This window comes from Jiangella gansuensis DSM 44835 (assembly GCF_000515395.1).
Lineage (GTDB): Bacteria > Actinomycetota > Actinomycetes > Jiangellales > Jiangellaceae > Jiangella > Jiangella gansuensis.
This window is the reverse complement of record NZ_KI911782.1, coordinates 1,611,570-1,633,793: the sequence shown is the minus strand read 5'-3', so window position 1 is coordinate 1,633,793 and position 22,224 is coordinate 1,611,570. Positions and strand designations below refer to the sequence as shown.

The 22,224-nt window shown below is 72.0% G+C and carries 19 protein-coding genes and 1 pseudogene; 11 read left to right on the top strand and 9 right to left on the bottom strand.

The window, feature by feature from the left end; translation table 11 throughout:
* Nucleotides 1–31 precede the first annotated feature (31 nt).
* The 5 genes from JIAGA_RS28325 to JIAGA_RS0107915 all read left to right on the top strand — a co-directional run bounded on the left by JIAGA_RS28325 (nt 32) and on the right by JIAGA_RS0107915 (nt 4,545).
* A complete protein-coding gene (locus JIAGA_RS28325) occupies nt 32–637 on the top strand; it encodes an RNA polymerase sigma factor (RefSeq protein ID WP_211239566.1) in 606 nt (201 codons plus the stop codon).
* Nucleotides 630–1,364: a hypothetical protein gene (locus JIAGA_RS28320; RefSeq protein ID WP_051425856.1), complete on the top strand. Its 735-nt coding sequence runs from the start codon at nt 630–632 to the stop codon at nt 1,362–1,364. The genes JIAGA_RS28325 and JIAGA_RS28320 overlap by 8 nt, the downstream gene beginning before the upstream one ends.
* A gap of 51 nt (nt 1,365–1,415) precedes the next feature.
* Nucleotides 1,416–2,084: a hypothetical protein gene (locus JIAGA_RS0107925; protein WP_026875246.1), complete on the top strand. Its 669-nt coding sequence runs from the start codon at nt 1,416–1,418 to the stop codon at nt 2,082–2,084.
* A 158-nt stretch (nt 2,085–2,242) separates the two neighbouring features.
* Entirely contained in the window at nt 2,243–3,856 is a 1,614-nt protein-coding gene (locus JIAGA_RS0107920; RefSeq protein WP_035812248.1) for a flavin monoamine oxidase family protein, read from the top strand.
* 38 nt (nt 3,857–3,894) lie between these two features.
* Nucleotides 3,895–4,545, top strand: a complete 651-nt coding sequence (locus tag JIAGA_RS0107915) for a Rid family hydrolase (protein ID WP_026875244.1) — start codon at nt 3,895–3,897, stop codon at nt 4,543–4,545.
* A 127-nt stretch (nt 4,546–4,672) separates the two neighbouring features.
* Here JIAGA_RS0107915 and JIAGA_RS0107910 read toward each other — a convergent pair whose 3' ends face one another.
* Together JIAGA_RS0107910 and JIAGA_RS0107905 are read right to left on the bottom strand one after the other, a co-directional pair.
* Nucleotides 4,673–5,776 carry a PP2C family protein-serine/threonine phosphatase gene (locus JIAGA_RS0107910; protein ID WP_026875243.1) on the bottom strand — a complete coding sequence of 368 codons (1,104 nt, stop codon included), beginning with the start codon at nt 5,774–5,776 and terminating at the stop codon, nt 4,673–4,675.
* 77 nt (nt 5,777–5,853) lie between these two features.
* The gene (locus JIAGA_RS0107905) at nt 5,854–6,657 is read right to left on the bottom strand and encodes an Fpg/Nei family DNA glycosylase (protein ID WP_026875242.1); all 804 of its coding nucleotides are present in this window, start codon (nt 6,655–6,657) and stop codon (nt 5,854–5,856) included.
* A gap of 13 nt (nt 6,658–6,670) precedes the next feature.
* Here JIAGA_RS0107905 and JIAGA_RS34415 point away from each other — a divergent pair, with 13 nt between their 5' ends.
* On the top strand, nt 6,671–6,889 hold the full coding sequence (locus JIAGA_RS34415; RefSeq protein ID WP_157552870.1) for a hypothetical protein: 219 nt from the start codon (nt 6,671–6,673) through the stop codon (nt 6,887–6,889).
* On the opposite strand, the gene JIAGA_RS0107900 is transcribed toward JIAGA_RS34415, so the two are convergent.
* Both JIAGA_RS0107900 and JIAGA_RS0107895 read right to left on the bottom strand, forming a co-directional pair.
* Nucleotides 6,834–7,313, bottom strand: coding sequence for a ribose-5-phosphate isomerase (locus JIAGA_RS0107900; protein ID WP_026875241.1), 480 nt, complete (start codon nt 7,311–7,313; stop codon nt 6,834–6,836). The genes JIAGA_RS34415 and JIAGA_RS0107900 overlap by 56 nt on opposite strands.
* A gap of 20 nt (nt 7,314–7,333) precedes the next feature.
* On the bottom strand, nt 7,334–7,942 hold the full coding sequence (locus JIAGA_RS0107895) for a DsbA family protein (protein ID WP_026875240.1): 609 nt from the start codon (nt 7,940–7,942) through the stop codon (nt 7,334–7,336).
* Nucleotides 7,943–8,067: 125 nt separating this feature from the next.
* On the opposite strand from JIAGA_RS0107895, the gene pepN reads away from it, so the two are divergent.
* The 3 genes from pepN to JIAGA_RS28315 all read left to right on the top strand — a co-directional run bounded on the left by pepN (nt 8,068) and on the right by JIAGA_RS28315 (nt 12,598).
* Entirely contained in the window at nt 8,068–10,626 is a 2,559-nt protein-coding gene (gene pepN, locus JIAGA_RS0107890) for an aminopeptidase N (protein WP_026875239.1), read from the top strand.
* A 103-nt stretch (nt 10,627–10,729) separates the two neighbouring features.
* Nucleotides 10,730–11,530 (top strand): IclR family transcriptional regulator, encoded by an 801-nt coding sequence (locus tag JIAGA_RS0107885; RefSeq protein ID WP_026875238.1) that lies wholly within the window; start codon nt 10,730–10,732, stop codon nt 11,528–11,530.
* A gap of 111 nt (nt 11,531–11,641) precedes the next feature.
* The gene (locus tag JIAGA_RS28315; RefSeq protein ID WP_051425854.1) at nt 11,642–12,598 is read left to right on the top strand and encodes a type IV toxin-antitoxin system AbiEi family antitoxin domain-containing protein; all 957 of its coding nucleotides are present in this window, start codon (nt 11,642–11,644) and stop codon (nt 12,596–12,598) included.
* Between the two features lie 44 nt (nt 12,599–12,642).
* On the opposite strand, the gene JIAGA_RS0107875 is transcribed toward JIAGA_RS28315, so the two are convergent.
* Both JIAGA_RS0107875 and JIAGA_RS0107870 read right to left on the bottom strand, forming a co-directional pair.
* Nucleotides 12,643–13,503, bottom strand: coding sequence for an LLM class flavin-dependent oxidoreductase (locus tag JIAGA_RS0107875; RefSeq protein ID WP_035812247.1), 861 nt, complete (start codon nt 13,501–13,503; stop codon nt 12,643–12,645).
* Nucleotides 13,497–14,948 (bottom strand): amidase, encoded by a 1,452-nt coding sequence (locus JIAGA_RS0107870; RefSeq protein WP_026875236.1) that lies wholly within the window; start codon nt 14,946–14,948, stop codon nt 13,497–13,499. Before JIAGA_RS0107870 ends, JIAGA_RS0107875 begins: the two co-directional genes overlap by 7 nt.
* A gap of 223 nt (nt 14,949–15,171) precedes the next feature.
* On the opposite strand from JIAGA_RS0107870, the gene JIAGA_RS28310 reads away from it, so the two are divergent.
* Nucleotides 15,172–16,296, top strand: a complete 1,125-nt coding sequence (locus JIAGA_RS28310) for a M48 family metalloprotease (RefSeq protein WP_051425853.1) — start codon at nt 15,172–15,174, stop codon at nt 16,294–16,296.
* Nucleotides 16,296–17,894, top strand: coding sequence for a type IV secretory system conjugative DNA transfer family protein (locus tag JIAGA_RS0107860; RefSeq protein ID WP_026875235.1), 1,599 nt, complete (start codon nt 16,296–16,298; stop codon nt 17,892–17,894). Before JIAGA_RS28310 ends, JIAGA_RS0107860 begins: the two co-directional genes overlap by 1 nt.
* A gap of 57 nt (nt 17,895–17,951) precedes the next feature.
* Here JIAGA_RS0107860 and JIAGA_RS32910 read toward each other — a convergent pair whose 3' ends face one another.
* The 3 genes and pseudogenes from JIAGA_RS32910 to JIAGA_RS36445 form a co-directional block, all read right to left on the bottom strand.
* Nucleotides 17,952–20,723: an early set domain-containing protein gene (locus JIAGA_RS32910; protein ID WP_157552867.1), complete on the bottom strand. Its 2,772-nt coding sequence runs from the start codon at nt 20,721–20,723 to the stop codon at nt 17,952–17,954.
* A 38-nt stretch (nt 20,724–20,761) separates the two neighbouring features.
* On the bottom strand, nt 20,762–21,235 hold the full coding sequence (locus tag JIAGA_RS36450) for a golvesin C-terminal-like domain-containing protein (RefSeq protein ID WP_483790126.1): 474 nt from the start codon (nt 21,233–21,235) through the stop codon (nt 20,762–20,764).
* A 577-nt stretch (nt 21,236–21,812) separates the two neighbouring features.
* A pseudogene (locus JIAGA_RS36445) lies at nt 21,813–22,067 on the bottom strand (hypothetical protein); the annotation flags it as partial.
* Nucleotides 22,068–22,224 lie beyond the last annotated feature (157 nt).

Sequence of the window (22,224 nt, the reverse complement as noted above, 5' to 3'; positions counted from 1 at the left end):
GAACCACGCTCGCCGCGGCGGTGTAGGAAGAGTGCCAGCACGCCGAGAGACGGGACCATCCATCGACGACGCCACCGCCGTCGCTCGCGTACGCGCCGGAGACCGCGACGCGTACGCCGGTCTCGTGCGCCGGTACACCGCCGACGCCCACCGGGTCGCCGTGCTGGTCGGGGCCGGCCCGGACGCCGACGACGTCGTGCAGGTCGCGTTCGTCAAGGCGTACCGGACCATCGGGTCGTTCCGCGACGGCGCGCCGTTCCGGCCGTGGCTGCTGCGCATCGTCGTCAACGAGGCCCGCAACGCCGTCCGCGCGGCCCGGCGTTACCGCGGTGCCACCGAGCGGTCGGCGCAGCTGGACGGGTTCGACGCTGCGCTGCTCGCGCCCGATCCGGCCGTCGAGGCCGTGGCGACGGAGCGGCGCGCGGCGCTGCTGGCCGCGGTCCGGGCGCTCCCGGAGCCACAGCAGCGGGTCGTCGCCTGCCGGTACTTCCTGGACCTCGACGAACAGGAGACCGCGACGGTGCTGGGGTGGCCGCGCGGGACGGTGAAGTCGCGGCTGCACCGAGCGCTGAAACGCCTGCAGGCCGAGCTGTACCGCCAGGCACTGGACGTCGAGCAGGAGGTGGACCATGGATGAGCACGCCCTGGGCGCGGAGCTGCGTGAGCTCGGCGCGTCCCTCCCTCCCGGCGGCCCGGACCCGGACGCCGTCGCCGTCGCGGTCCTGGACCGGATCGCGGCCGAGGACGTCGCCGGCTCGGCGCCCGCGGCCCGGCGGCGGCCGTCTCGGCGCGCCCGGCTGGTCGCCGCGACCGTCGCGGTGGTGGTGGCGCTCGGGGTGACGCCGCCCGTGCGGGCGGCGCTCGGCGAGTGGCTGGGAATCGGTGGCGTGGTGGTCCGGCCCGGTCCGTCGCAGCCGTCGGCGTCGGCGCCCCCGCCCGCGGCCGGGCTGACCATGGACCAGGCCGGCGAGCTGGTGCCGTTCGAGCCGGTCCAGCCCGCGCGGCTGGGCCCGCCCGACGGTGTCGAGGTCACCGCGGACGGCCGGTTGCTCGCCATGACCTGGGGCGATGGCACCGAAACCGTCCGGCTGGACCAGTTCGACGGGCGGCCGTCGCCGTTGTTCGTGAAGACGGCGACGCTGGGCGAGGAGGCGACGCTCGTGGCGCTCGGCGACACGGATGCCTGGTGGTTCGCCGAGCCGCACGACCTGGAACTGCTCGACGACGGCGACGTGCCGCCGCAGTCCATACGGGTGGCCGGGCCGACCCTGGTGTGGGTTGCCGACGGCGTCACCCTGCGCCTGGAGGGCCTGGAGCGAGAGCACGCCGTCGCGATCGCGCGGTCCACGCTCGGAACCGGATGAGCCCGACCGGTGTAGAAGGGGTGACCGAGTCACCGACCCGTGGGAGTCCCCATGCGCCGCGCCCGCCAGGCCGCTGCCGTCGTCGCCACCGCCCTGAGCACCGCCCTGGGCATCGTCGCGCTCGCACCCGCGCCGGTGTCGGCCGGCGGGCCGACCAGCGTCCTCCTGGTCGCACCGCAGCACGCGACGTCCGCGGCGCTCCACCACGCGGATCCGGCCTATGACGAACTGGCATCGGCGCTGAACCCGGCGCCGGTGGCGGCCGAGGTCCCGGCCCCCAGGTCGGTGCCGCCCGGTCCCATGGACACCGCCGTCGTCGCCACCTGGATGATCCACGACATCCAGCCGTGGCGCGTCGACCGCGTCCTGCTCGGTGACGGCGGAATGCCGGAGTGGATTCACACCGTCGAGTCGATCGGCGCCGAGGTCGACCACGGCGCCGCCGGCATCTGGCACCGGCCGGCCGACCCGAACGAGCTGATGCGCCTGCTGAAGGGGCTCGGCCTGACCGGCGACATCGCGCCGGAGGCACTCGGATCCGAAGAAGCGCCCGAGTCCGGCTCCGCCGCGGCCGCAGGCGGCGGGAACGGGCTCGGCCCGGCGTGGGCACTGCCGGCAGCCGTCGCCGGGGTGGTGCTCGGCGCGGCGGGCGAGCGCTGGCTGGGTCGTCGCCGCGACCGTGCCGACGGCGGCCGCTGGCAGCTGGTCGACGTCCCTTGATCATCAAGAGTTGGCCCGGTCATAGCCGGGTCAACTCTTGATGATCAAGGGAACTCGGTGATCGCCAGCTAACTCTGCCGAAATCGACACATAACGGAACGTCCGGAGACTGCTCCTGCGACCCGGCACCCCAGCCGGGTGGACGACAGGAGGCGACGTTGACCACCAGCGCGGGTACACCTCGAGGACACAGCAGGCGCAGCTTTCTGACCAGGGTCGGCATGGTCGGCGGGGCCACAGCGCTCTACGGCAGCATGGAGGCTCTGGGCCTGTTCGCCTCGCCGGCCGGGGCCGCCACCGCAGAGTTCCAGCCGCCGCGGGCCGCGGACCTGCCCGCATCGGCCCGTGATCGCACCAAGGTCGTCATCCTCGGCGCGGGTACCGCCGGCCTGGCCGCCGCGTACGAGCTGGGCACGGCCGGCTACGACTGCCACGTCCTGGAAGCACGCTCCAAGCCGGGCGGCCGCGCCATGACCATCCGCCGCGGCGACCGGATCACCGACACCGACGGCGTCACCCAGGTCTGCCGGTTCGACGAGGGGCTCTACTTCAACGCCGGCCCGGCACGCATCCCGAACCACCACGTCACACTCGACTACTGCCGCGAACTGGGCGTCCAGATCGAGGCGCTGGTCAACCAGAACGCCGAGAGCCTCTACTTCCACGAGAACGCCGGCAGCACCGACTACGGGCCGCTGGCCAGCACACCGGTCACCCAGCGGCAGGCCAAGGCCGACGTCTACGGCTACGTCGCCGAACTGCTCGCGCAGGCGGTGGACCAGGGCGCGCTGGACGACGTGCTCAGCGCCGCCGACGCCGAGCGGCTCGTCGCGTTCGCGCAGAACCACGGCGGCCTCAGCGGCGGCCGCTACGTCGGAAGCGGCCGCCGCGGCTACCTCGAACCCCCCGGTGCCGGACACCAGGCCGGTGTCGTCGACGCGCCACCACCGATGTCCGCGGTCCTGCAGAGCCAGTTCGGGAACCGCTTCTCCTTCGAGTTCGGCTTCGACCAGGCGATGATGATGTGGCAGCCGGTCGGCGGCATGGACCAGATCAGCGCCGCGCTCGCCCGCGCCGTCGGCGGCCGCCGCCGCATCACCTACGACGCGCCCGTCACCGAGATCACCAACACCGCCGACGGAGTCCGCGTCGGCTACCGGATGAACGGCCGGACCCGCACCATCGAGGCCGACTACTGCATCAACACCATCCCGCCGATGGTCCTGAAGGACATCCCGTCCAACTTCTCCCGCACCACGAAGGACGCGCTCGCGGTCCCGACGGCCGCCAACACCGGGAAGATCGGCCTGCAGTACGGCCGCCGCTGGTGGGAGGAGGACGACAAGATCTTCGGCGGCATCACCGCGACCAACATGGACATCTCCGGCATTTGGTACCCCTCGTCCGGCTTCCTCGGCCAGAAGGGTGTCGTCGTCGGCTACTACTCCGGCTCGTACACCGACCTCTCCGTCGCCGACCGGGAGTCCCGCGCCGTCGCCCAAGGAATGAAGATCCACGGCGCCAAGTACCGCGACGAGTTGGAGACCTCCATCTCCGTGGCCTGGCCCAAGATGCCGTACAGCCTGGGCGGCTGGGTCAACTGGCCCGGCGGCCGCGGCGCCGCGTACGACCACCTGCTGCGGCCCGACGGCAACGTCTATTTCGCCGGCGACCACCTCAGCCACCTGATCGCCTGGCAGGCCGGCGCGTTCGGGTCCGCGCGCCAGGTGGTCACGGCTCTACACCAGCGCGTCGCCGCCACCGCCGCCTGACCGCCACCCTCCCCGTCACCGATCGTCGAAGGAGCCCCATGTCCTCGAACCCCACCCGGCGCCGCGTCCTCGCCGTCGCCGTCGGCACCGGACTCACCACGCTCGCCGTCACCGGCGGCGCCATCGCGGCCAGCCGGATCGGCCAGCCGCGGCCGCGAGAGATCCGCTTCAACCTGGCGCCGCCCGCCCAGGCGCCCGACCCGTTCCTGGCCGGCGGCGTCGCGTTCGGCTCGCAGGCGTCGATCTACTTCTCCAGCGGCATCGGCCCGTCCGCACTGAACACGGAGGCGCCGGCCGGCACGCCCGAGCGGTACATCGACCCGGAGCAGTACCCGGGTGGCCAGCTGCCCGCCGGCGTCACCGTCACCGAGGCGCAGGGCATGAACGCGATGGCCCGCATCCGGGAGAACCTGGAATCCCAGGGGCTGACACTGGCGAACGTCACCAGCATGCGCATCTACCTGCAGGCCCCGCCCGGAACCGCCCGCGCCGACTACGACGGCTGGAACCGCGCCTACCGGAAGTGGATGGCGAACGTGAACCGGGTGACCGGCGAGGTCATCGCGGCCTACCAGCCGGTCGGATTCCCCAACGCCACCCGCCCGTCGCGGACCAACCTCGAGGTGGCGACGCTCCCAGTGGCCGGCTGGCTGGTCGAGATCGAGGTCGTCGCGGCGTATCCCGGGTGACGGTCGACCGCGAAATGATCACGTGGACCATGGCTGCTCATGCTCCACCACCCATGCATCCCTGGTGGAGCGGGAAGACCCATGGTGGACGTGATCATTTCCGGCCGGCACGCGGGTGCGGACCGCGTCAGGTGCGCCAGAGGAGCAGAAGGGCGCGGTCGTCGGCGTCGGAGGACGCGACGGCGTCGATGAGCTTCTTGGCGCCGTCGCGGAACCCCTTCGCGATCAGCCGCTCGGCCTCGCCCTGGAGTTTGTCGATGCCGTCGGACAGGTCACGCCGGGGAGCCTCGACCAGTCCGTCGGTGTAGAGCATGAGGGCGTCACCGGGCCGCAGCCGGCCGCTCGCCGGCACGTAGGAGTCCTGGTCGAACACGCCGAGGAGACCGCCGGCGGCGTCGAGGGTGGCCCAGCGGCCGGATCCCGCGTGGAAGTGGATGGCCGGCGGATGCCCGGCCGAGCGCACCTCGTACTCCCCCGTCCGCAGGTCGACGACGAGATGCACGGCCGTCGCGAACCCTTCCGGCCAGCGCTGCCGCAACAGGTAGGCGTTGGCGGCGGGCAGGAACTGCTCCGGCGGCAGCGAACCGAGCAGCCCGCCGAAGGCGCCTGACAGCAGCAGCGCCCGGGTGCCGGCGTTGTGGCCCTTGCCGGACACGTCGACCAGCGCGAGTTCCAGCGTCCAGCCGTCGGCTGACCTCGTGGACACCGCGAAGTCGCCGGAGAAGCTGGACCGTTCGGCCGCATGGTGGACCTGCTCGACCTCCCAGCCGCGGGGCAGCGCCGGCACCTTGCCCTGCGCGGTCAGCCGGTCGCGCAGGTCGACGAGCATCGACTCACCCATGGTGCCCTGCAAGCCCAGCCGCGCCCGCGACCGAGCCAGCCCGAGCGACACCACGGCGGTGATGCCGACGACGACGGTGACGGCGACGAACGTCTGGTCGACGTCGATGGCGATGCCGCCGGCGATCAGGCAGAACGCGGCGGTGCCGACCAGCCAGGCCAGGGCGCGCGGCGCCAGGAAGAGTCCGCCGAACAGCAGCGGCAGCACCAGCGCGATGGCCGGCACCATGGACGTCCAGGCGACCATGACCAGGCCCAGCAGCAGCGTGCCGGCGAGCAGGCAGGCCAGCACCACGGGTTCGCGGATGAGCCGGCGGGTGATGGGGCCGGCCGGACGCCTACCGGATACCACACCGGCGAACCCGAGGAGGGCGGCCGGTCGAGTCGTCACACGAGGACCCTAGCGGCAAATTCAGCGACACTGGTAGATCGCGGAAAACCGGAGGCCAACGGCTGGTCCCGCGCTGGTCAGCGTTGGCAGCGCGGGCACCAGAAGACGTTCCGGGCGGCGGCGGTTCCGGCGCGGACCTCGGTCCCGCACACCAGGCACGGCTGGCCGGCGCGGCGATACACGTAGACCTCGCCGCCGTGGTCGTCCACCCGTGGCGGTCGTCCCATCGCGTCGGGCTCGTGCTCGGGGCGGACGGTGTCGATGCGGCCGGTCGCGACGCCGGTCGTCATGAGCTTCACGAGGTCGTCCCAGATGGCCGCCAGGACCGGAGCCGGCACCGAGCGACCCGGGCGGGCCGGGTCGACGCCGGCGCGGAACAGTGCCTCGGCGCGGTACACGTTCCCGACGCCGGCCAGTACGGTCTGGTCCATCAGCAGCACGCCGACGGGGGTGCGGCTGCGCCCGACGCGTTCCAGCGCGGCCGTAGGGTCGTCGCCGCGCAACGGGTCCGCGCCGAGCCGGGTGTGGATGGCGGCCTTCTCCTCATCGCCCAACACTTCGCAGACGGTGGGTCCGCGCAGGTCGGCGTGGGCGGCGGGCGTCGCCAACCGCATCCGCACCTCGCCGCGCACGGGCCCGGCCGGCCCGCCCACGACGTCGAACTTCCCGTACAGCCCGAGGTGCACGTGCACCCAGCGGCGGCCGGCGAACTCGACGAACAGGTGCTTGCCGTGCGCCTGCGCGGCATGCAGCCGAACACCGTCGACGACGGCGGCACCGGCGGCGAAGCGTCCCTGCGGGCTGGTCACCGCGACCGGCCCGCCGCCGAACGCGTCGGCGATCTGGCCGGCCAGCCGGTGGATCGTGTGACCCTCGGGCACGTACGGTCCTTCCATGAACGATCGCGACAAGTCCGCGCGCAAGCTGGACCAGGTCGACCGGCGCTCGCAGGTCGGGGTGTCGCGGGCGCTGCGCGCCCGCGACGCGTCACGGCCCAGTCCCGCCCAGCTCGCCGCGGCCCTGGAGAAGATCGAGTCGACGCCGCTGCCGCCGCGGCCTAGTCAGCGGGCGCCGCGAGCGGAGGAAGCTCGCCGTCCACCTCGTACCGGCTGAGCATGCCGATGCGGCGCAGGTGCCGTTCCTCGCCCGAGAACGACGTGGCGAGGAACGTCTGCACGAACGTCACCACGTCCTCGAACGGGTGCATCCGGGCGCCGATGGCCACCACCTGGGCGTCGTTGTGCTCGCGCGCCAGCCGCGCGGTCTCCTCCGACCACGCCAGCGCTGCCCGGATGCCGTTCACCTTGTTCGCCGCCATCTGCTCACCGTTGCCGGAGCCGCCGATGACCACGCCGAGGCTGCCGGCGTCGGCCGCCACGCCTTCACCGGCGCGCAGGCAGAACGTCGGGTAGTCGTCCAGTTCGTCGTAGACGAACGGCCCGTGGTCGACGACCTCGTGGCCGCTGTCACGGAGGACCTCGACGAGACGGTTCTTGACCTCGTACCCGGCATGATCGGAGCCGACGTGGACGCGCATGGGCGCCAGTATGCCCGCGGTCAGTCGAAGATGGGCTCCCGGGTCCGGGTCCGCTTCAGCTCGAAGAAGCCGTCGTACGACGCCAGCGCCCGGACGCCGTCCCACACCCGGCCCGCTTCCTCACCGCGCGGGGCCGGCGACAGCACCGGGCCGAAGAACGCGTAGCCCTCGACGGCGATGACCGGTGTGCCGACCTCGGTGCCGACCTGGTCCATGCCGGCGTCGTGGCTCTTCTTCAACGCCTCGTCGAACTGGTCGCTGGTGGCGTACTCGGCCAGCGACGCCGGCAGCCCCAGTTCGGCCAGAGCCTCGTCGATGACCGCGTCGAAGTCCTTGCGCCCGCCCGGGTGCAGCCGGGTGCCGATGGCGTCGTACAGCGGTTTGACGTGCTCCGGCCCGTGGAGCTCGCGGACGGCGGTGACCACCCGAACCGGCGCCCAGCCGCGGCGCATGAGGTCGTTGTACTCCTCGCCCAGGTCACGTTCGGCGTTGAGATAGGACAGCGACATCACGTGCCAGCTCACCGTGATGGGCCGTACCTTCTCGGCCTCCATGATCCAGCGGGAGGTCATCCACGCCCACGGGCACATCGGATCGAACCAGAAGTCGACGGGGGTCTTGTGGGTCATCGGACGCCCTTCATATCGATTGACATGTCAATTACGTATCGATGTGGCCAACGGAACTTCGACGCGCCCGATTCCCGGGCCCTTATCCACAGCACTGCCCCGGATGTTCTGCAAGGATCAAGGTCATGCCTGGCACGAACCTGACGCGCGACGAGGCGCATGAACGCGCCGCCGTCATCGACCCCTCGTCGGTGCAGTACTCCGTCGAGCTCGACCTCACCCGTGGCGAGACGACGTTCGGCTCCACGACGACGGCCCGGTTCGCCGCGACCGAGGGCGCCAGCACCTGGCTCGACCTCATCGCGCCGACCGTGCACGAGGTGGTCCTCAACGGCAACCAGCTCGACCCGGCCGACGTCTTCGACGGGCACCGGGTGCGCCTCGACGGGCTGGCCAAGGAGAACGAGGTCAGGGTCGTCGCCGACGCCGCGTACATGCGCACCGGCGAGGGGCTGCACCGCTTCGTCGACCCCGTCGACGACGAGGTCTACCTGTACTCGCAGTTCGAGGTCGCCGACGCCCGCCGCGTCTACGCGTGCTTCGAGCAGCCGGACCTCAAGACCGCCGTGACGTTCACCGTCGACGCGCCGGCCCACTGGGAGGTCGTGTCCAACTCGCCCGGGCACAGCCGCAAGACCAAGGACAAGCGGCGGTGGACGTTCGACCCGACGCCGGTGCTGTCCACCTACGTGACGGCCATCGTCGCCGGGCCGTACCACGTCGTTCGCTCCGAATACGCCGGTCACGAGGACGGACGCGACCCCATCCCGCTGGCCCTGTACTGCCGCAAGTCGCTCGCCGAGCACCTGGACGCCGACGAGCTGTTCGACGTCACCCGGCGCGGCTTCGCCTTCTTCGAGGACGTGTTCGGCCTGGCCTACCCGTTCGCCAAATACGACCAGCTGTTCGTTCCGGAGTTCAACGCCGGCGCCATGGAGAACGCCGGCGCCGTCACCCACCACGAGGACTACCTGTTCCGCAGCCGCGTCACCGACGCCGCCTACGAGCGCCGTGCCGAGACGATCCTGCACGAGATGGCGCACATGTGGTTCGGCGACCTGGTCACCATGCGCTGGTGGGACGACCTGTGGCTGAACGAGTCGTTCGCGACCTGGGCGTCGGTGCTGTCGCTGGCCGAGTCCACCCGCTGGACCGACGCCTGGACGACGTTCGCCGTCTCCGAGAAGTTGTGGGCGCTGCGGCAGGACCAGCTGCCGTCCACCCACCCGATCTCCGCCGACATCCGCGACCTCGAGGACGTCGAGGTCAACTTCGACGGCATCACCTACGCCAAGGGCGCCAGCGTCCTCAAGCAGCTGGTGGCCTGGGTGGGCCGCGACGCCTTCCTGGAAGGCGTGCGCGCCTACTTCGCCGAGCACGCATGGGGCAACACGTCGCTGGGCGACCTGTTCGCGCACCTGGAGCGCACCAGCGGCCGCGACCTGTCGGAGTGGAACGAGCAGTGGCTGCGCACGGCCGGCGTGAACACCCTGCGCCCCGTCGTCACCGTCGACGCCTCGGGCTCCTACACCTCGGTCGCCATCGAGCAGACCGCCGCGCCGGAGCACCCCACCATCAGGTCCCACCGGGCCGCCGTCGGCCTCTACGACCGCACCGAGGACGGCGAGCTGGTGCGCCGCCGCCGGGTCGAGCTGGACATCGCCGGGCCGCGTACCGAGATCGAGGAACTGCGCGGCGAGCAGCAGCCGGACCTCCTGCTGGTCAACGACGACGACCTCACGTTCGCCAAGATCCGCCTGGACGACCGGTCGCAGCAGACGGTGGTGAAGTCCATCGGCGCGCTCGGGTCGCTGCCGCGGGCGCTGTGCTGGACGGCCGCCACCGACATGCTGCGCGATGCGGAGCTGTCTGCCAGCTCGTTCGTCGAACTGGTGCTGGGCGGCATCGAGCGCGAGACCTCGATGGGTGTCGTGCAGCACGTCCTGGCCTCCGCCCGAGCGGCCATCGACCAGTACGCCTGGCCGGCCAACCGCACCGTCCTGTCGTCGCGGTGGGCGGCGGCGCTGCGCCAGCTGGCCGGAGGCGCCGAGCCCGGCAGCGACCGGCAGCTCGCCTTCGCTCGCGCCTGGGTGGCCGGTGCTGCCAGTGCCGACCACGTGGGTGAGGTCCGCTCGCTGCTGGCCGGCGACGACTCCGTGCTGCCCGGCCTCGTGGTCGACACCGACCTGCGGTGGACGCTGCTGCAGCGGCTGGTGGTGCTCGGGGCGGCCGGTGTGACCGACATCGACGCGGAGCTGGAGCGCGACAACACCGCCACCGGCCAGCGGCAGGCCGCCTACGCCCGGGCGGCCGTCCCGACGTACGCCGCCAAGGCCGCGGCGTGGCAGGCGGCCGTCGAGTCCGACGAGCTGCCGAACGCCCTGCTGACGGCGACGGTGCGCGGCTTCGCCCACCCCGAGCAGCGGGAGCTGGTGCGGCCCTACGTCCAGCCGTACCTCGAAGCCGTGCCGCGGGTGTGGGCCGAGCGGACCAACGAGAGCGCCCAGGCGATCGTCGTCGGGCTGTTCCCGCGGGTGCTGGCCGATGCGCCGACGGCGTCGGCCGTGCGGTCCTGGCTGGAGGCCGCGGACGTCCCTGACGCCGCTCGCCGCCTGGTCGTGGAGGGCCTGGCCGACGTCGACCGGGCGCTGCGCGCGCAGGACCGCGACCGGCAGGCCGGCTGAGCCGGACCGCCGGCACGGATCGCTGCCCTGTTCCCACGGTTCGGCGCGAGTGATCATCTAGCATGTAGATGAACGTTCCGAGAGTGATGTGGGGATCAGGATCGTGCCTCGACCACCAGCACGCGAGTCCGCCGGCGGTACCCAGAGCGTCGAACGGGCGCTGTCGCTGCTGTCGGCGTTCACCGAGGAACACCCGGAACGCCGCATCTCCGAACTGGTGGCCGAGACCGGCCTCGGCCAGTCCACGGTGTCGCGGCTGGTCGGTGCGCTGGTCAACCTCGGATACCTGACGCACCACGGACGCAGCGGGCTGTACGGCGTCGGACCGCGGGTCATCACGCTGGCCGGCATCGGGCTCAACCAGTCACCCGTCCATCAGCAGTCGCGGCAGCTCGCGCAGAACCTGGCCGCCTCCCTGGGCCTCGGCGTCAACGTCGCCGAACGCCACGACGCCGGCCTGTTCTACCTCTGCCACTTCGAAGGCCCCAACGCACCCCGGCCGGCCACCCTGATCGGCCGCGGCGGCCCCCTGCACGCCACCGCCATGGGCAAGGCGCTGCTCAGCGAGCTCCCGCCGGACGACGTCACCGAACTCATCGGCACCGAGTACGCCCGCTACACCCCGCACACCATCACGTCCTTCGATGAGCTGACCGCCGCCCTGACCGAGGTCCGCGAGCGCGGCTACGCCACCGAGCAGGAAGAGCTGGCCTTCGGCCGGGCCTGCATCGCCGCACCCGTCCGGGACCGGTCCGGGCGCATCGTCGCCGCGCTGTCGGTGTCGGGACCCCTGTCGGCCATGAACCTGCCAGCACGGCAGAACGAGCTGGCCATGATCGCCATCGAACACGCCGACCAGATCTCGTCCAACCTCGGCTACCACGCCGCCCTCGCCTACCCATGATCATCAAGACTTGACCCGGCGATAGCCGGAACAACCCTTGATGATCATGGTTGTCCACAGGTTCAGAATTGGGACTGGCGGGGGCGCCGGCTGTCGACCAGGCTCGATGGCGTGTCCGACCGGCCCACAGACCTCAACGAGATCGCCGCCGTCCAGTGTGGCGTCGTCAGCCATGCGCAGGCGCTGGCGGCTGACCTGACCACGCACCGCATCGACTGGCTGATCGCCTCCGGCCGCTGGCGGCGGCTGCACCGCGGCGTCTATGCGATGTTCACCGGACCGCTCACGCTCGAGTCGCGCGTATGGGCCGCGATCCTCCGGGCCGGTCGTGGCGCGGTGGCAAGCCACCGGACAGCCGCGTTCCTGGACGGGCTCTGCGACGACCCCGGGCCGCTCATCCACGTCACGGCTCCCGCGGATCGTCACGTCACGGGCAAGATCGACGGCGTCCAGGTGCACTACGCTCACCGGCTGGCCAGGACCCGCCATCCGGCCGCGTCGCCGCCCCGGACCCGGGCGGAGGAGACGGTCCTCGATCTCGTCGACGTCGCGCCCCATCCCTGCGAGGTCGAGACCTGGGTGACGGCGGCCTGCCAGCGCCGCAGGACCACGCCGGAGCGGCTCGCCGCGGCACTGGGCCTGCGCAAGAAGATCCGCTGGCGGCCGATCCTGGAAGCGATGCTCACCGACGTCGCGCACGGGGCACAGTCACCGCTGGAGCTGCGGCATCTGCGCCGGGTGGAGCGCGCGCACGGGTTGCCGGCCGGGTCCCGGCAGCGCCGGGTCGCCGGGCACCGGGTCATCTGGATCGACGTCGACTATGAGCGGTACGGCGTCCGGGTCGAGCTGGACGGCCGGGTCGGCCACGTCGGCGAGGGCCGGTTCCGGGACCGGCGCCGCGACAACCGTGCCACCGTCGACGGTCACGCCACGCTCAGATACGGCCATGCGGACGTGTTCGGCGACCCGTGCGGAGTGGCGGCCGAGCAGGCTCGTGTGCTCCGTGCCCGCGGCTGGACCGGCGCAGTCCTCGCGTGCGGCCCGGACTGCCGGGCGCTGTCCCCATGATCATCAAGGGTTGTTCCGGCTATCGCCGGGTCAAGTCTTGATGATCATGGGGATGGCGGGAGGGCGGCGCGGACGGCGGGCACCACCTCGGTCGCGAAGCGGCGCAGCTGGTCGCCGGGTGCGCCGCCGAACACCAGCACGTCGGCCCGGTGCTCGACCACCAGGGCCGCAAGCTCGTCAGCCCACTGGGCCGCCGGACCGGCCAGGAAGCCGTTCGACTCGCCGTCGGTGATGGTGCCGGCGACGTTGAAGACCCGGCGGACCGCCGACGGGTCGCGTCCGGCCTCGGCGGCGCCGGCGTCGACGCGGTCGTTGAGCTCCGGCAGGCGGGCGAGCAGGTCGGCGTCGAGCGACGGCACCCATCCGTCGGCCAGCCGCCCGGTGAGGTGCAGGGCGCGCGGCCCGTAGGCGCCCAGCCAGATGCCGAGGTCGTGCGCCGGCACCGGCCCGGAGTGCACGCCGCGCAGATGGTAGTGCTCACCCTCGAACCGCAGCCCGCGTTCGCCGCTCCACAGCCGCCGGATCACCTCGATCGCCTCGCCGAGCGCCGCCAGCGACTCCCCCGGGGTGCGGCGCTCGCCGCCGTAACCCTCGATGGCGTCCCAGAACGCGCCCGCCCCCAGGGCGAGCTCGAACCGGCCACCGGACAGCACGTCCAGCGACGCCGCCGTCTTGGCCAGGACGCCGGGCGGCCGCAGCGGCAGGCAGGCCACGTCGGGGAACACCCGTAGCGTGGACGTGCTCGCCAGCACCGCACTCATCAGGGCGAACGTGTCGACGTAGCGGCGCTGGTACGGGTGGTCCTGGATGCCGACCCACTCCAGCCCGAGCTCTTCGGCCGAGCGTGCGGTGTCCAGCAGCGGGTCGGCCGCGTTCGGGACCAGGAAGTACCCGAAGCTCACCATGTGCCGTCTCCGTCCCAGAGCGGTGGGCGCCGGTGCCGCCACGGCCGGGCGGCCTCCAGCTGTGCGGCGAGCGAGAGCAGCGTCGCCTCCGCGCCGTGCTCGCCACCCAGCATGACGCCGACTGGCAGCGTGACACCGTCGACGGTCGTCTCCTCCAGCGGCAGGCTGATGGCCGGCCAGCCGGTAAGGTTCCAGACGCTGGTCCACGGCGTGAAGGCCATCTGGGCGGCGAAATCGCCGGCCGGGTCGGCGTCGTCGCGCTGTGACCCCACCGGTGCCGGTGGCCGCGCCAGTGTCGGCGTCACGATGACGTCGTAGGCGGCCCAGGTGGCGGCGACCTCGCGGGTGGTCATCTGGATGAGCGAAACAGCGGTGGCGTAGTCGTGGCCGCTGACCGAGCGGCCCTTTTCACGCAGCCACCGGGTGAGCGGTACCAGCAGGTGCTCGCGGTCCGGCGGCACCGGCGCGCCGAGCGCGGACACCGACCACAACGCCTCGAACGACGCCCATCGCTCCGCCTCGAACGGCACCGGCGCCGGCTCGACCCGGTGACCCAGGTCCTCCAGGAGCCGGGCGGTACGTACGACGGCGGCCAGGACGCCGTCGTCGACGACGGCGTCGGCGGAGATGACCGGCTGGGTCAGCAGCCCGACGGTCAGCTGACCGGGCGGGCGTTCGCAGGCAGCTCGGAACGTCTCTGCCGGCTCCGGCAGCGTGTAGGTGTCGCCGGGCCATGGCTGCGCCAGCACGTCGAGGAACGCCGCGGTGTCGCGGACGTCGCGGGTGAGCACGCCGTCCTGCGCCAGCCCGGCGCCCTCGGCCCGGTACGGTCCGGGGCTGACCCGGCCGCGGGTGGGTTTGAGACCGACCAGCCCGCAGGCGCTGGCCGGGATGCGGATGGAGCCGCCGCCGTCGCTGGCGTGCGCCACCGGCACGATGCCGGCCGCGACCGCCGCGCCCGCGCCGCCGCTGGAACCTCCGGCCGAGCGGCCGGTGTCCCATGGTGTGCGCGCCGGCGGCATGGCGTCCGGTTCGGTGTACGGCGGCAGCCCGAACTCCGGCGTGTTCGTCTTGCCGACCATGAGCGTGCCGGCCTGGCTCAGCAGCGTGACGACGCCGTCGTCGGTGGGCGCCACCATGTCGCCGAAGGCCGCGCTGCCGGCCCGGAACGGTACGCCGGCGACCATCGCGAGGTCCTTGATCGGGCACGGGACACCGAGGAACGGCGGCAACTGGTCGTCGGACCTGGCCTGCCGCAGCGCTTCCTCGGCCTCGGCTGCCTGTTCGCGAGCCAGGTCCGGGGTCATGGTGACGAAGGCTCCGATGGACGGGCCCAGGCGCTCGGCCCGTTCCAGCGTGTGCTCGGCCACCTCCGACGGCGACACCTCGCGCGTACGCACGGCGACGGCCAGCTCCAAGGCGGTGAGGTCGTGGATCTCGGTCACGCTTCGACCCTATGCACCTCGCGCGTCGATCATGGCGTAGATCCTGATCAACAGCGATATGATCATGACCTATTCCATGATCAACGGGGCAACGGGGATGCCGGTGCGGCGTATCGATTCGGCCCCGGACTGTCACCGGGCGGCCATATTGTGACTTTCACAGTTGCGCTCCGGTCACGCGGGCGGCTGTAATCGATGATCAGTAGCTCTATCGGAGGCGGCGATGAGCGACCAGGGACAGGTCGGGTCCAGCGCACCCGGCACGGCCTCGCGGGCGCAGCCCACCGGGCCGCCCGGCGGCTTCCAGGATCCTGATCCGCCTCCGGCCACCGGACTACGCCAACGCTGGTCGGGGCCGTCGCGTGCCACCACGCCACGGCCGATGCGGCACCGGCGCACCGTTGACGTCTCCACCTGGGCGTCGCTGGTACTGGCGCTGCCGTGGTTCGTCTGCAGCCTCACCGTCGTCGGCCTCATCGGGCTGGGCGTCGGCTCCTTCGTGGGCGATGCCGGCACGGTCTCCGTCGTCGCCATGGCGCTGTGGCTGCTCAGCGGCGCCCTCATCTTCCTGCGGCCGGTCGAGGTGTTCCTCGCACGGTTCTTCCTCAAGGCCCGCCGGCCCACCCCCAGCGAGCGCGAGCGCCTGGAGCACGCCTGGACCGAGGTCACCCAGGCCGCCGGGCGCGACGGGCGGCGCTACCAGCTGTTCATCGAGGACAGCGACGCCCTCAACGCCTACGCCGCGTCCGGGCACATCGTCACCGTCACCCGCAAGACGCTCGACGCCATGCCGCACCACCACCTGGCCGCGGTGCTCTGCCACGAGCTCGGCCATCACCTGGGCGGGCATCCGTGGGGCAACCTGCTCGCCTACTGGTATTCGGTACCGGCCAGGCTGCTCACCCGGACCCTGCGCCGGGTGCTGCGGGTGTTCGTGAGCCTGTTCTCCATCGTCTTCGCCGTGCTGGCGAAGATGCCGGGCCTGGCCGCGTTCATCGGCCGGCTCATCACCTGGTCGGTGCTGCTGTTCGTGGCGTTCTTCCTGACCATGCTCATGATCACCGCGGTCCAGTCGGGCCACGCGTGGGCGCCGCCGACGGTGCTCCTGGTGATCACGACGCCGCTGCTGCTGCCCTGGCTGGCCCGGCGCAGCGAGTTCCGGGCGGACCGGGTGGCCGCCGAGCTCGGCTACGGCCACGCACTCATCGAGGTCTTCGAGGACTGGCTGCGCCAGGGCATGGACGACGAACGGCGCACCGCGGTGTTGCGGGCCCGGATGTTCAGCACCCACCCGGCGCTGGCGGCCCGCATCAAGAAGCTCGACACCTACCTGAGGAAGAACGCCTGATGCTCGGCAGACGACGCACCCGCGCCACACCCTGGGACGCTCTGCGCGCCGACCACCCGGACGCGGCCACCGCACTGGACCGGCTCGTCCAGGACGGCCGGCTCTCCGACGTCGACACCGCCCGCATCATGGGCGCGCTCGAAGCTCGCGCCGGCGACCCGGCTGCCACGGCACAGGTGGCCGACGAAATCGTCCGCTACGGCCCGGCCGCGCTGGCGCACCCGTCGGCCCAGCACGACCTCCCGGTGCCGCGGCTGGCCAGGCACAACCTCGCGCTGGGGCAGGTCCGGCTCGGTCGCACCGTCCAGGACCCGCACGCCGACACCGTCATCACCCAGGACTTCGGCGTCGACCGCGACGTCCTGCGCACGTCGCTGCTGGTCATCGGACCGCCCGGGTCGGGCAAGACACGCGGCTTCGCGTTGCCGATCGTCGAGCACCTGTCGCTGTCGGCGCTGGCCGGCCAGGCCAGCGTCGTGGTGGTCGACCCCAAGGGCAACGACTTCGCGCACCCGGGCTGGTTCGACGTCACCATCGACCCGCTCAACCCCACCACCGGGTTCGACCTGTACGGCGGCACGAATCATCCCGACACCGCGGCCGACCGGCTGGCCAGCGCCATGCTCCCGCCATACGTCACCGACGACATGGCCTACTTCATGGACGGCTCGCGCAACGCGCTCTATGCCTGCCTGGCGCCGTTCCACCTGGCCTTCGGACGCTGGCCGAAGATCCGCGAGATGCTCGCGCTGTTGCGCTCCGAGCAGGGCATGACCGACCAGGTCAAGGCCAACCTGCGCGGCCCGGACGGCAAGGAGGCCAAGTCGCTGCTGGACAGCCGGCGCGACCAGCTGGCCCGCAACGCCGACCCGGCCGCGTCCCTGGTCGAACGGTTCCAGCTGCTGGCGCGGCCGCGGCTGATGGAGCTGTTCGACCGCGACAACGCCTTCCGCATGCACGACATCAACAAGCCCACCCGGGTGCGGGTGTCGTTGCCGGAGGCGGAGTTCCCGGACGCCACCCGTATCCTCGCGCGGCTGGTTGTGTCACAGTTCGTGCAGGTCACGTCCGCACCGGACACCAACCGGGACATCTTCAAGGCACTGGCCATCGACGAGGCCGGCCGCTTCGTCGACGACTACGTGGCCCGGGGCGTGCAGAAGCTGCGGTCCAACAACGCCGGGCTGATCCTGCTCGCGCAGACCATCAGCGACTTCCCCGTGCAGGTGCGGGCGACGGTGTTCGGCTCGGTCGGTTGCAAGGCGGTGTTCGGCGGTATCGATCCGGTCGACGCGAAGGTCTTCTCCGACTGGTTCGGCGACCACTGGGTCTCCGAGGTCAGCTACAGCCAGGGCGAGGCGGTCGGCCTGGCCCGCACCGCCGGCAGTTCCCGCGACGGCCGCGGGGGCTGGAACCGCTCGGACGGCGAGACCCGCAACTGGGGCACCACGAAGGGCACCAACCTGCGTCGGGTGGAGCGGCCGCGGTGGACGGTGTCGGACATCGTCACCCGCATCCCGCCCGGCCACTGCGTCGTCGCGCTGTCTCGTTCCGACGGCACCCGCACCGGCCCGACGTTGATCAACCTGCGCGCCTGACGCCCAGGGAGTACGGTGCGCCGGAGCTGCGCAGCGGGCGACCCTCGCCGGCTCCGCTCAACCGGCCGCTCCTGATCGGGCGGCCGCCGTCAGGACGTCCTGGAACTCCTGCCGCGTCAGCAGGCCGTCGTCGCGCCATTGCGCCGACGTGGCGCGCACCGCACGGACCAGCGCGCCGTGGTCGGCGAACGGCCCGAGCGCCTCGACGGCGTCGAGGAACGTGCAGCCGTCGCCACGGTCGTAGTTCGGCACGCCCGAGTCGGCGTTGCCGAAGGTCACCGTGGTGTCCGCCGGGTGCCCGTTGGGGCAGGCGTCCGGCGCGACCACGGTGACCGTCGTCTCCTGCGCGAAGTGCCCGTAACCGTAGGAGACCGTCACGACGTCACCAGGTGAGGCACCAAGTGCCGTCAGATCGAGGCGGCCCGAGAAGGTGGTGGCGTTCACCGCCGTCTGCGTCACCGGCACCGCGATCGTGTCGCCGTCGCCCACCCGCACCTGAACCTCGCCCTCGTCGAGGCCGGCCGGGTCCAACTCGAGCGGAGCCGTCAGGTCGATGGTCGCGGTTCCCGACGGCGGCAGCACACCCACCGCGTCGCCGTTGCCGTCCACGACCGCCAGCTCGGACGCGTCGGCTGCCCGCCAGGCCAGCGCCTCGTTCCACGCGGTGTTGAAGGTGACCCAGCCCTCGGAGTGGCCGATGTTGCCGACCTCCGGGTCGTACGGATAGTGCGCGTTCTTCGGGCTGCCGTCGAGGACACCGCGGGAGCCCTGCAGCAGGCCGGCGCCGCCCTGGTATTCGGAGAACCAGCCGAGCTCGACGCCCTCGAACCCCCATGCCTCGGTCGGCCCGCGGTGCGACGCGTGCCGGCCCGTGGGATTGCGGCCGAAGATGTTGTCGACGTGCGCCGTGGCGATCTCCCGCAACCGGCCGGCCAGCGGGTCGTCGCCGAGCACCTGGGCGGCGGCCAGAGCCGCGGCTGGGAAGCCGGCCACGTTGCCGGTCTCGTTCGGGTCCTCGCCACTGCCGCCGCCGGTGAACGACGGGATGGTCCAGCGTTCGTCGGAGTAGCGGCGGAAGTCCCACAGGTTCGCCGAGCGGTCCACGACCACCTGCGCCCAGGCGGCGACGAACTCCGCGGTGCCGGCCGGTGCGTGGTCCGGGTACGCCTCGAGGAACCGAGCCAGCCCGGTGATCAGGTGGTACTCGCCCTGCCGCTGGCCCTTGGTCACCGCTGGGTCGGCGGGGTCGACGTTCTCGAGGATCCAGGCGGCCTGGTCGTGCGCGGCGGTGAGGAAGGCGTCGGCGTCGTCGCGCCCTTCTCGCAGTGCCACCTGGTACATGTGCAGGTTGGGCAGGATCGAGTGGCCGACCGGGAACTCGCCCTTGCCGGTGCCGAGCTGCGTGTAGGTCTGGAACAGGTCGGCGGTGTGCTCGGTGTAGTCGTGCCACGCGTACCGGTTCTTGTCCGTCTCCCCCCAGATCGGGAAGAGGTGGTCGCGGGCCCGGTCGTACACGTCGCGCGGGATGTACTCCTCCAGGTACGGGTACGCCGCCAGGAACGCCGCCAGCTGCTCCTTCAGCAGCGTGTGGTTGACTTCGGCGTCCAGGTAGACCTCGACTGCCCAGTGGATGAGCCGGACGATCTCCGGCGTGTCGGCCGGCAGCTCGACCGGTAGCCCGTCGTACACCGCATCGGTGTCGGTGATCCGCTCGAACGCCGACGGGTTGGCCAGGTACAGGTCGATCAGCGTCGGCAACTCATACGACATCTGATGCGAGTCGCGCCACGCCACCCCGAGGGCGCAGTTGCGCGAGTCTGTACCGCCGTGCACGAACGCGGCGAAGTCGCCCCAGTAGCAGCGCACATCGGTCATGAAGCCGATGGCGTTGCGGTACGAGACCCGGTCGATCCAGAACGCGCCGACGCCGAAGGGCACTGACGTGGCGGTGCCGTTCTCACCGGTGACGGTGATGGTGAACGGCCCGGTGTCGGCCGGCCGGAAATCGGTGAAGTCGCCGACGCCGCCGCTGATGGCGCCCTCGTGGCGGACGGTGCCAGCCGCGTCGGCGACGGTGAAGGTGGCGCCGTCCTCGGCGAGCGGCGCGGTGAAGCGCTTGGCCTGGTCGACGTTGTAGCCGCTCTGGTTGACCATGATCGGCTGGTCCTCGTCCGGAGAGCCCGGTGGCCGCCAGTCGCAGCCGGTCGCAGTGGCCGGATGGCCGGGCGGCGCCTTGTCCAGGCTCACGACCTCGACGGCGTCGAAGGACGCCTTCGCGTGATAGACCCCCAGCCCGACGGTGCCGCCGGCCTGCGGTGACGCCACCGCGGCGACCCGCTCGCCATCCACCTCCACGACGGAGACGCCGTTCGCCCGCCGGATGGTCAGCTCGTGCCACTCGTTCAGCCGGGTCGGCACCGGGCCGGAGCAGACCGTGCCGCCGCCCAGCGGTCGCGCTACCTGGAGGGTGCCCGCGCCGGTGAGCTGCCCGGCCAGGTTGCGCTGGTTGGCGACCAGCGGTGCCCGCCAGTCGGTGAGCAGGTTGACCGTCGGGCTGGTCGAGGACGCCTCGAACCGGACCCAGGTACGCACCTCGTACTGGTCCGGCAGGTCGATCGTGGCGGACGGCGCGATGTATCGGCCGGAGGACTGCTGGCGGGTGTCGATACCGATCACGCCGTCCGTGACGGTCCACTCCGACGCCTCCCCGGTGACGGCCTGCCAGCCGCCGAGGCCGCCGGAGAAGTCGTCGGCGAAGATCGTCTCCGCCGCTGCCGACGGGGTGGCCGCCAGCGCCGGAACCATGGGGACGAGGAGGAGGGCCGGCATCAGCGAGAGGGCACGCCGGCCAGCTCGGAACCGGTGAGTCACGATGCCTCCTGGGAGCGCTCGGTGCGTGCCGCGGCGGCCGGGGTGAACCGGACCGCGTCGGCGCGGGCGTATCCTCCGGCGGTGCCAACGGTCAGCGTGACCGCAGCCAGCTGGTCGGCGGTGAACTCGTGCTCACCGAGCGACACCCAGCTCCCGCCACCGGAGGTCTGGTCGAGAACTGCGTCCGTGGTGCCGCCTGTGTGCGTGATGGTGTAGGCGGCCTGCGTCGTGCTGTTGGTGTGCGGCGGGTACCAGACCGCGACGTCGTACCGGCCGGCCGGCAGCCGGGCGGACCAGGTCGCCGTGGAGCCGACGGTGGAGCTGTAGCGGGTCTTCGACCCGTCGAAGCCCGCTAGGCTGCTGGCCGCCCATCGGCCGGTCTCGGCGTAGGCGAGGACCTCGGGATCGCACGTGGGCGGCGAGCCCTCGTTCGTGACGGTGACGACGCCCGTGCTGTCGGCCGCTTCCACCGTGACCGGTGCGGAGCGTGGACCGGAACCGACGGCGTTGACGGCGGCGACGGTGTACGTGCCGGGCGCCTGATCCAGCGTGCCGAGCCCGATGGACGTCGCCGTGGTGCTGCCGGCGACGCCCGAGACGCACCGCCCGCCGCCAGTGACCTCGACGGTGTACGACCGGGCGGCCGTCAACCGGCAGCCAGCTCAGGGTGACCTGGCCGTCGGCGCCGACCTCGTACGCCACGCCGGCGGGTGCAGCCGCCGGTACCGCGGTCTCGACCGGCAGGGAGTGGGCGGCCCGCCCACCGCCGCTGAGGACGTAGTCGTGGCCGGGCTCGAACGCGAACCGGAACGCCCCGGTGACCTCGTCGACCTCGAACGGCACCGCCTGGCCGGCGGTCCGGTCGGTGATCCGCAGCGTGGCGGCGTCCCAGCCGGTGTTGGCGTTGAGCACCCTGCTCCGGGCGGAACCGTCGGTCCACTCGTACCGGGAGCCGGTGGCGATCGGGTACACCTCAGCCGTCATGCCGGCGACATCGCCGGAGTCGTCGCGGTCGCGCGTCACCAGCACGCCCTTACCGCCGACGAACGCCGGCACCCGGTCGGTGCCGATGGCGTAGTCGTCCAGGGTGCGCGGACCGGTGAACACCGCGCCGGTCTCGTAGTCGATCCACTTCCCCGCCGGCAGGTAGACGTCGCGGGTCCGCGCGGTCTCGAAGTCGGCTCCGAACACCGGCGTGGCCAGCAGCGACTCGCCGAACATCCACTCGTACTGCCGCGTCTCGTCGTTGACCAGGCCGTAGGTGTTCTCGTCGTCGGGGTAGGCGATCGGCAGCGGGGTCATCGCGGCCGGATAGCCGGTCGCGTGGCCGTCGAGCACGGCGTCGTACACGTACGGGTGCAACCCGTCGTGCCACAGCGCCAGCTCCTTCACCTGCTCGGCGTAGTCGGCCCGGCCCAGGTCCCACGGGCCCTTGCCGAACGACAGCACCGGCGTCATG

What these genes read in the sequence shown, in the direction of transcription:
- JIAGA_RS0107900 (WP_026875241.1), bottom strand. Translation starts at nt 7,313, where the DNA reads ATGCGCGTCCACGTCGGCTCCGATCATGCCGGGTACGAGGTCAAGAAC.
- JIAGA_RS28320 (WP_051425856.1), top strand. Translation starts at nt 630, where the DNA reads ATGGATGAGCACGCCCTGGGCGCGGAGCTGCGTGAGCTCGGCGCGTCC.
- pepN (WP_026875239.1), top strand. Translation starts at nt 8,068, where the DNA reads ATGCCTGGCACGAACCTGACGCGCGACGAGGCGCATGAACGCGCCGCC.
- JIAGA_RS32910 (WP_157552867.1), bottom strand. Translation starts at nt 20,723, where the DNA reads ATGCCGGCCCTCCTCCTCGTCCCCATGGTTCCGGCGCTGGCGGCCACC.
- JIAGA_RS28310 (WP_051425853.1), top strand. Translation starts at nt 15,172, where the DNA reads ATGAGCGACCAGGGACAGGTCGGGTCCAGCGCACCCGGCACGGCCTCG.
- JIAGA_RS0107875 (WP_035812247.1), bottom strand. Translation starts at nt 13,503, where the DNA reads ATGGTGAGCTTCGGGTACTTCCTGGTCCCGAACGCGGCCGACCCGCTG.
- JIAGA_RS34415 (WP_157552870.1), top strand. Translation starts at nt 6,671, where the DNA reads ATGAACGATCGCGACAAGTCCGCGCGCAAGCTGGACCAGGTCGACCGG.
- JIAGA_RS0107915 (WP_026875244.1), top strand. Translation starts at nt 3,895, where the DNA reads ATGTCCTCGAACCCCACCCGGCGCCGCGTCCTCGCCGTCGCCGTCGGC.
- JIAGA_RS0107860 (WP_026875235.1), top strand. Translation starts at nt 16,296, where the DNA reads ATGCTCGGCAGACGACGCACCCGCGCCACACCCTGGGACGCTCTGCGC.
- JIAGA_RS0107895 (WP_026875240.1), bottom strand. Translation starts at nt 7,942, where the DNA reads ATGACCCACAAGACCCCCGTCGACTTCTGGTTCGATCCGATGTGCCCG.
- JIAGA_RS0107925 (WP_026875246.1), top strand. Translation starts at nt 1,416, where the DNA reads ATGCGCCGCGCCCGCCAGGCCGCTGCCGTCGTCGCCACCGCCCTGAGC.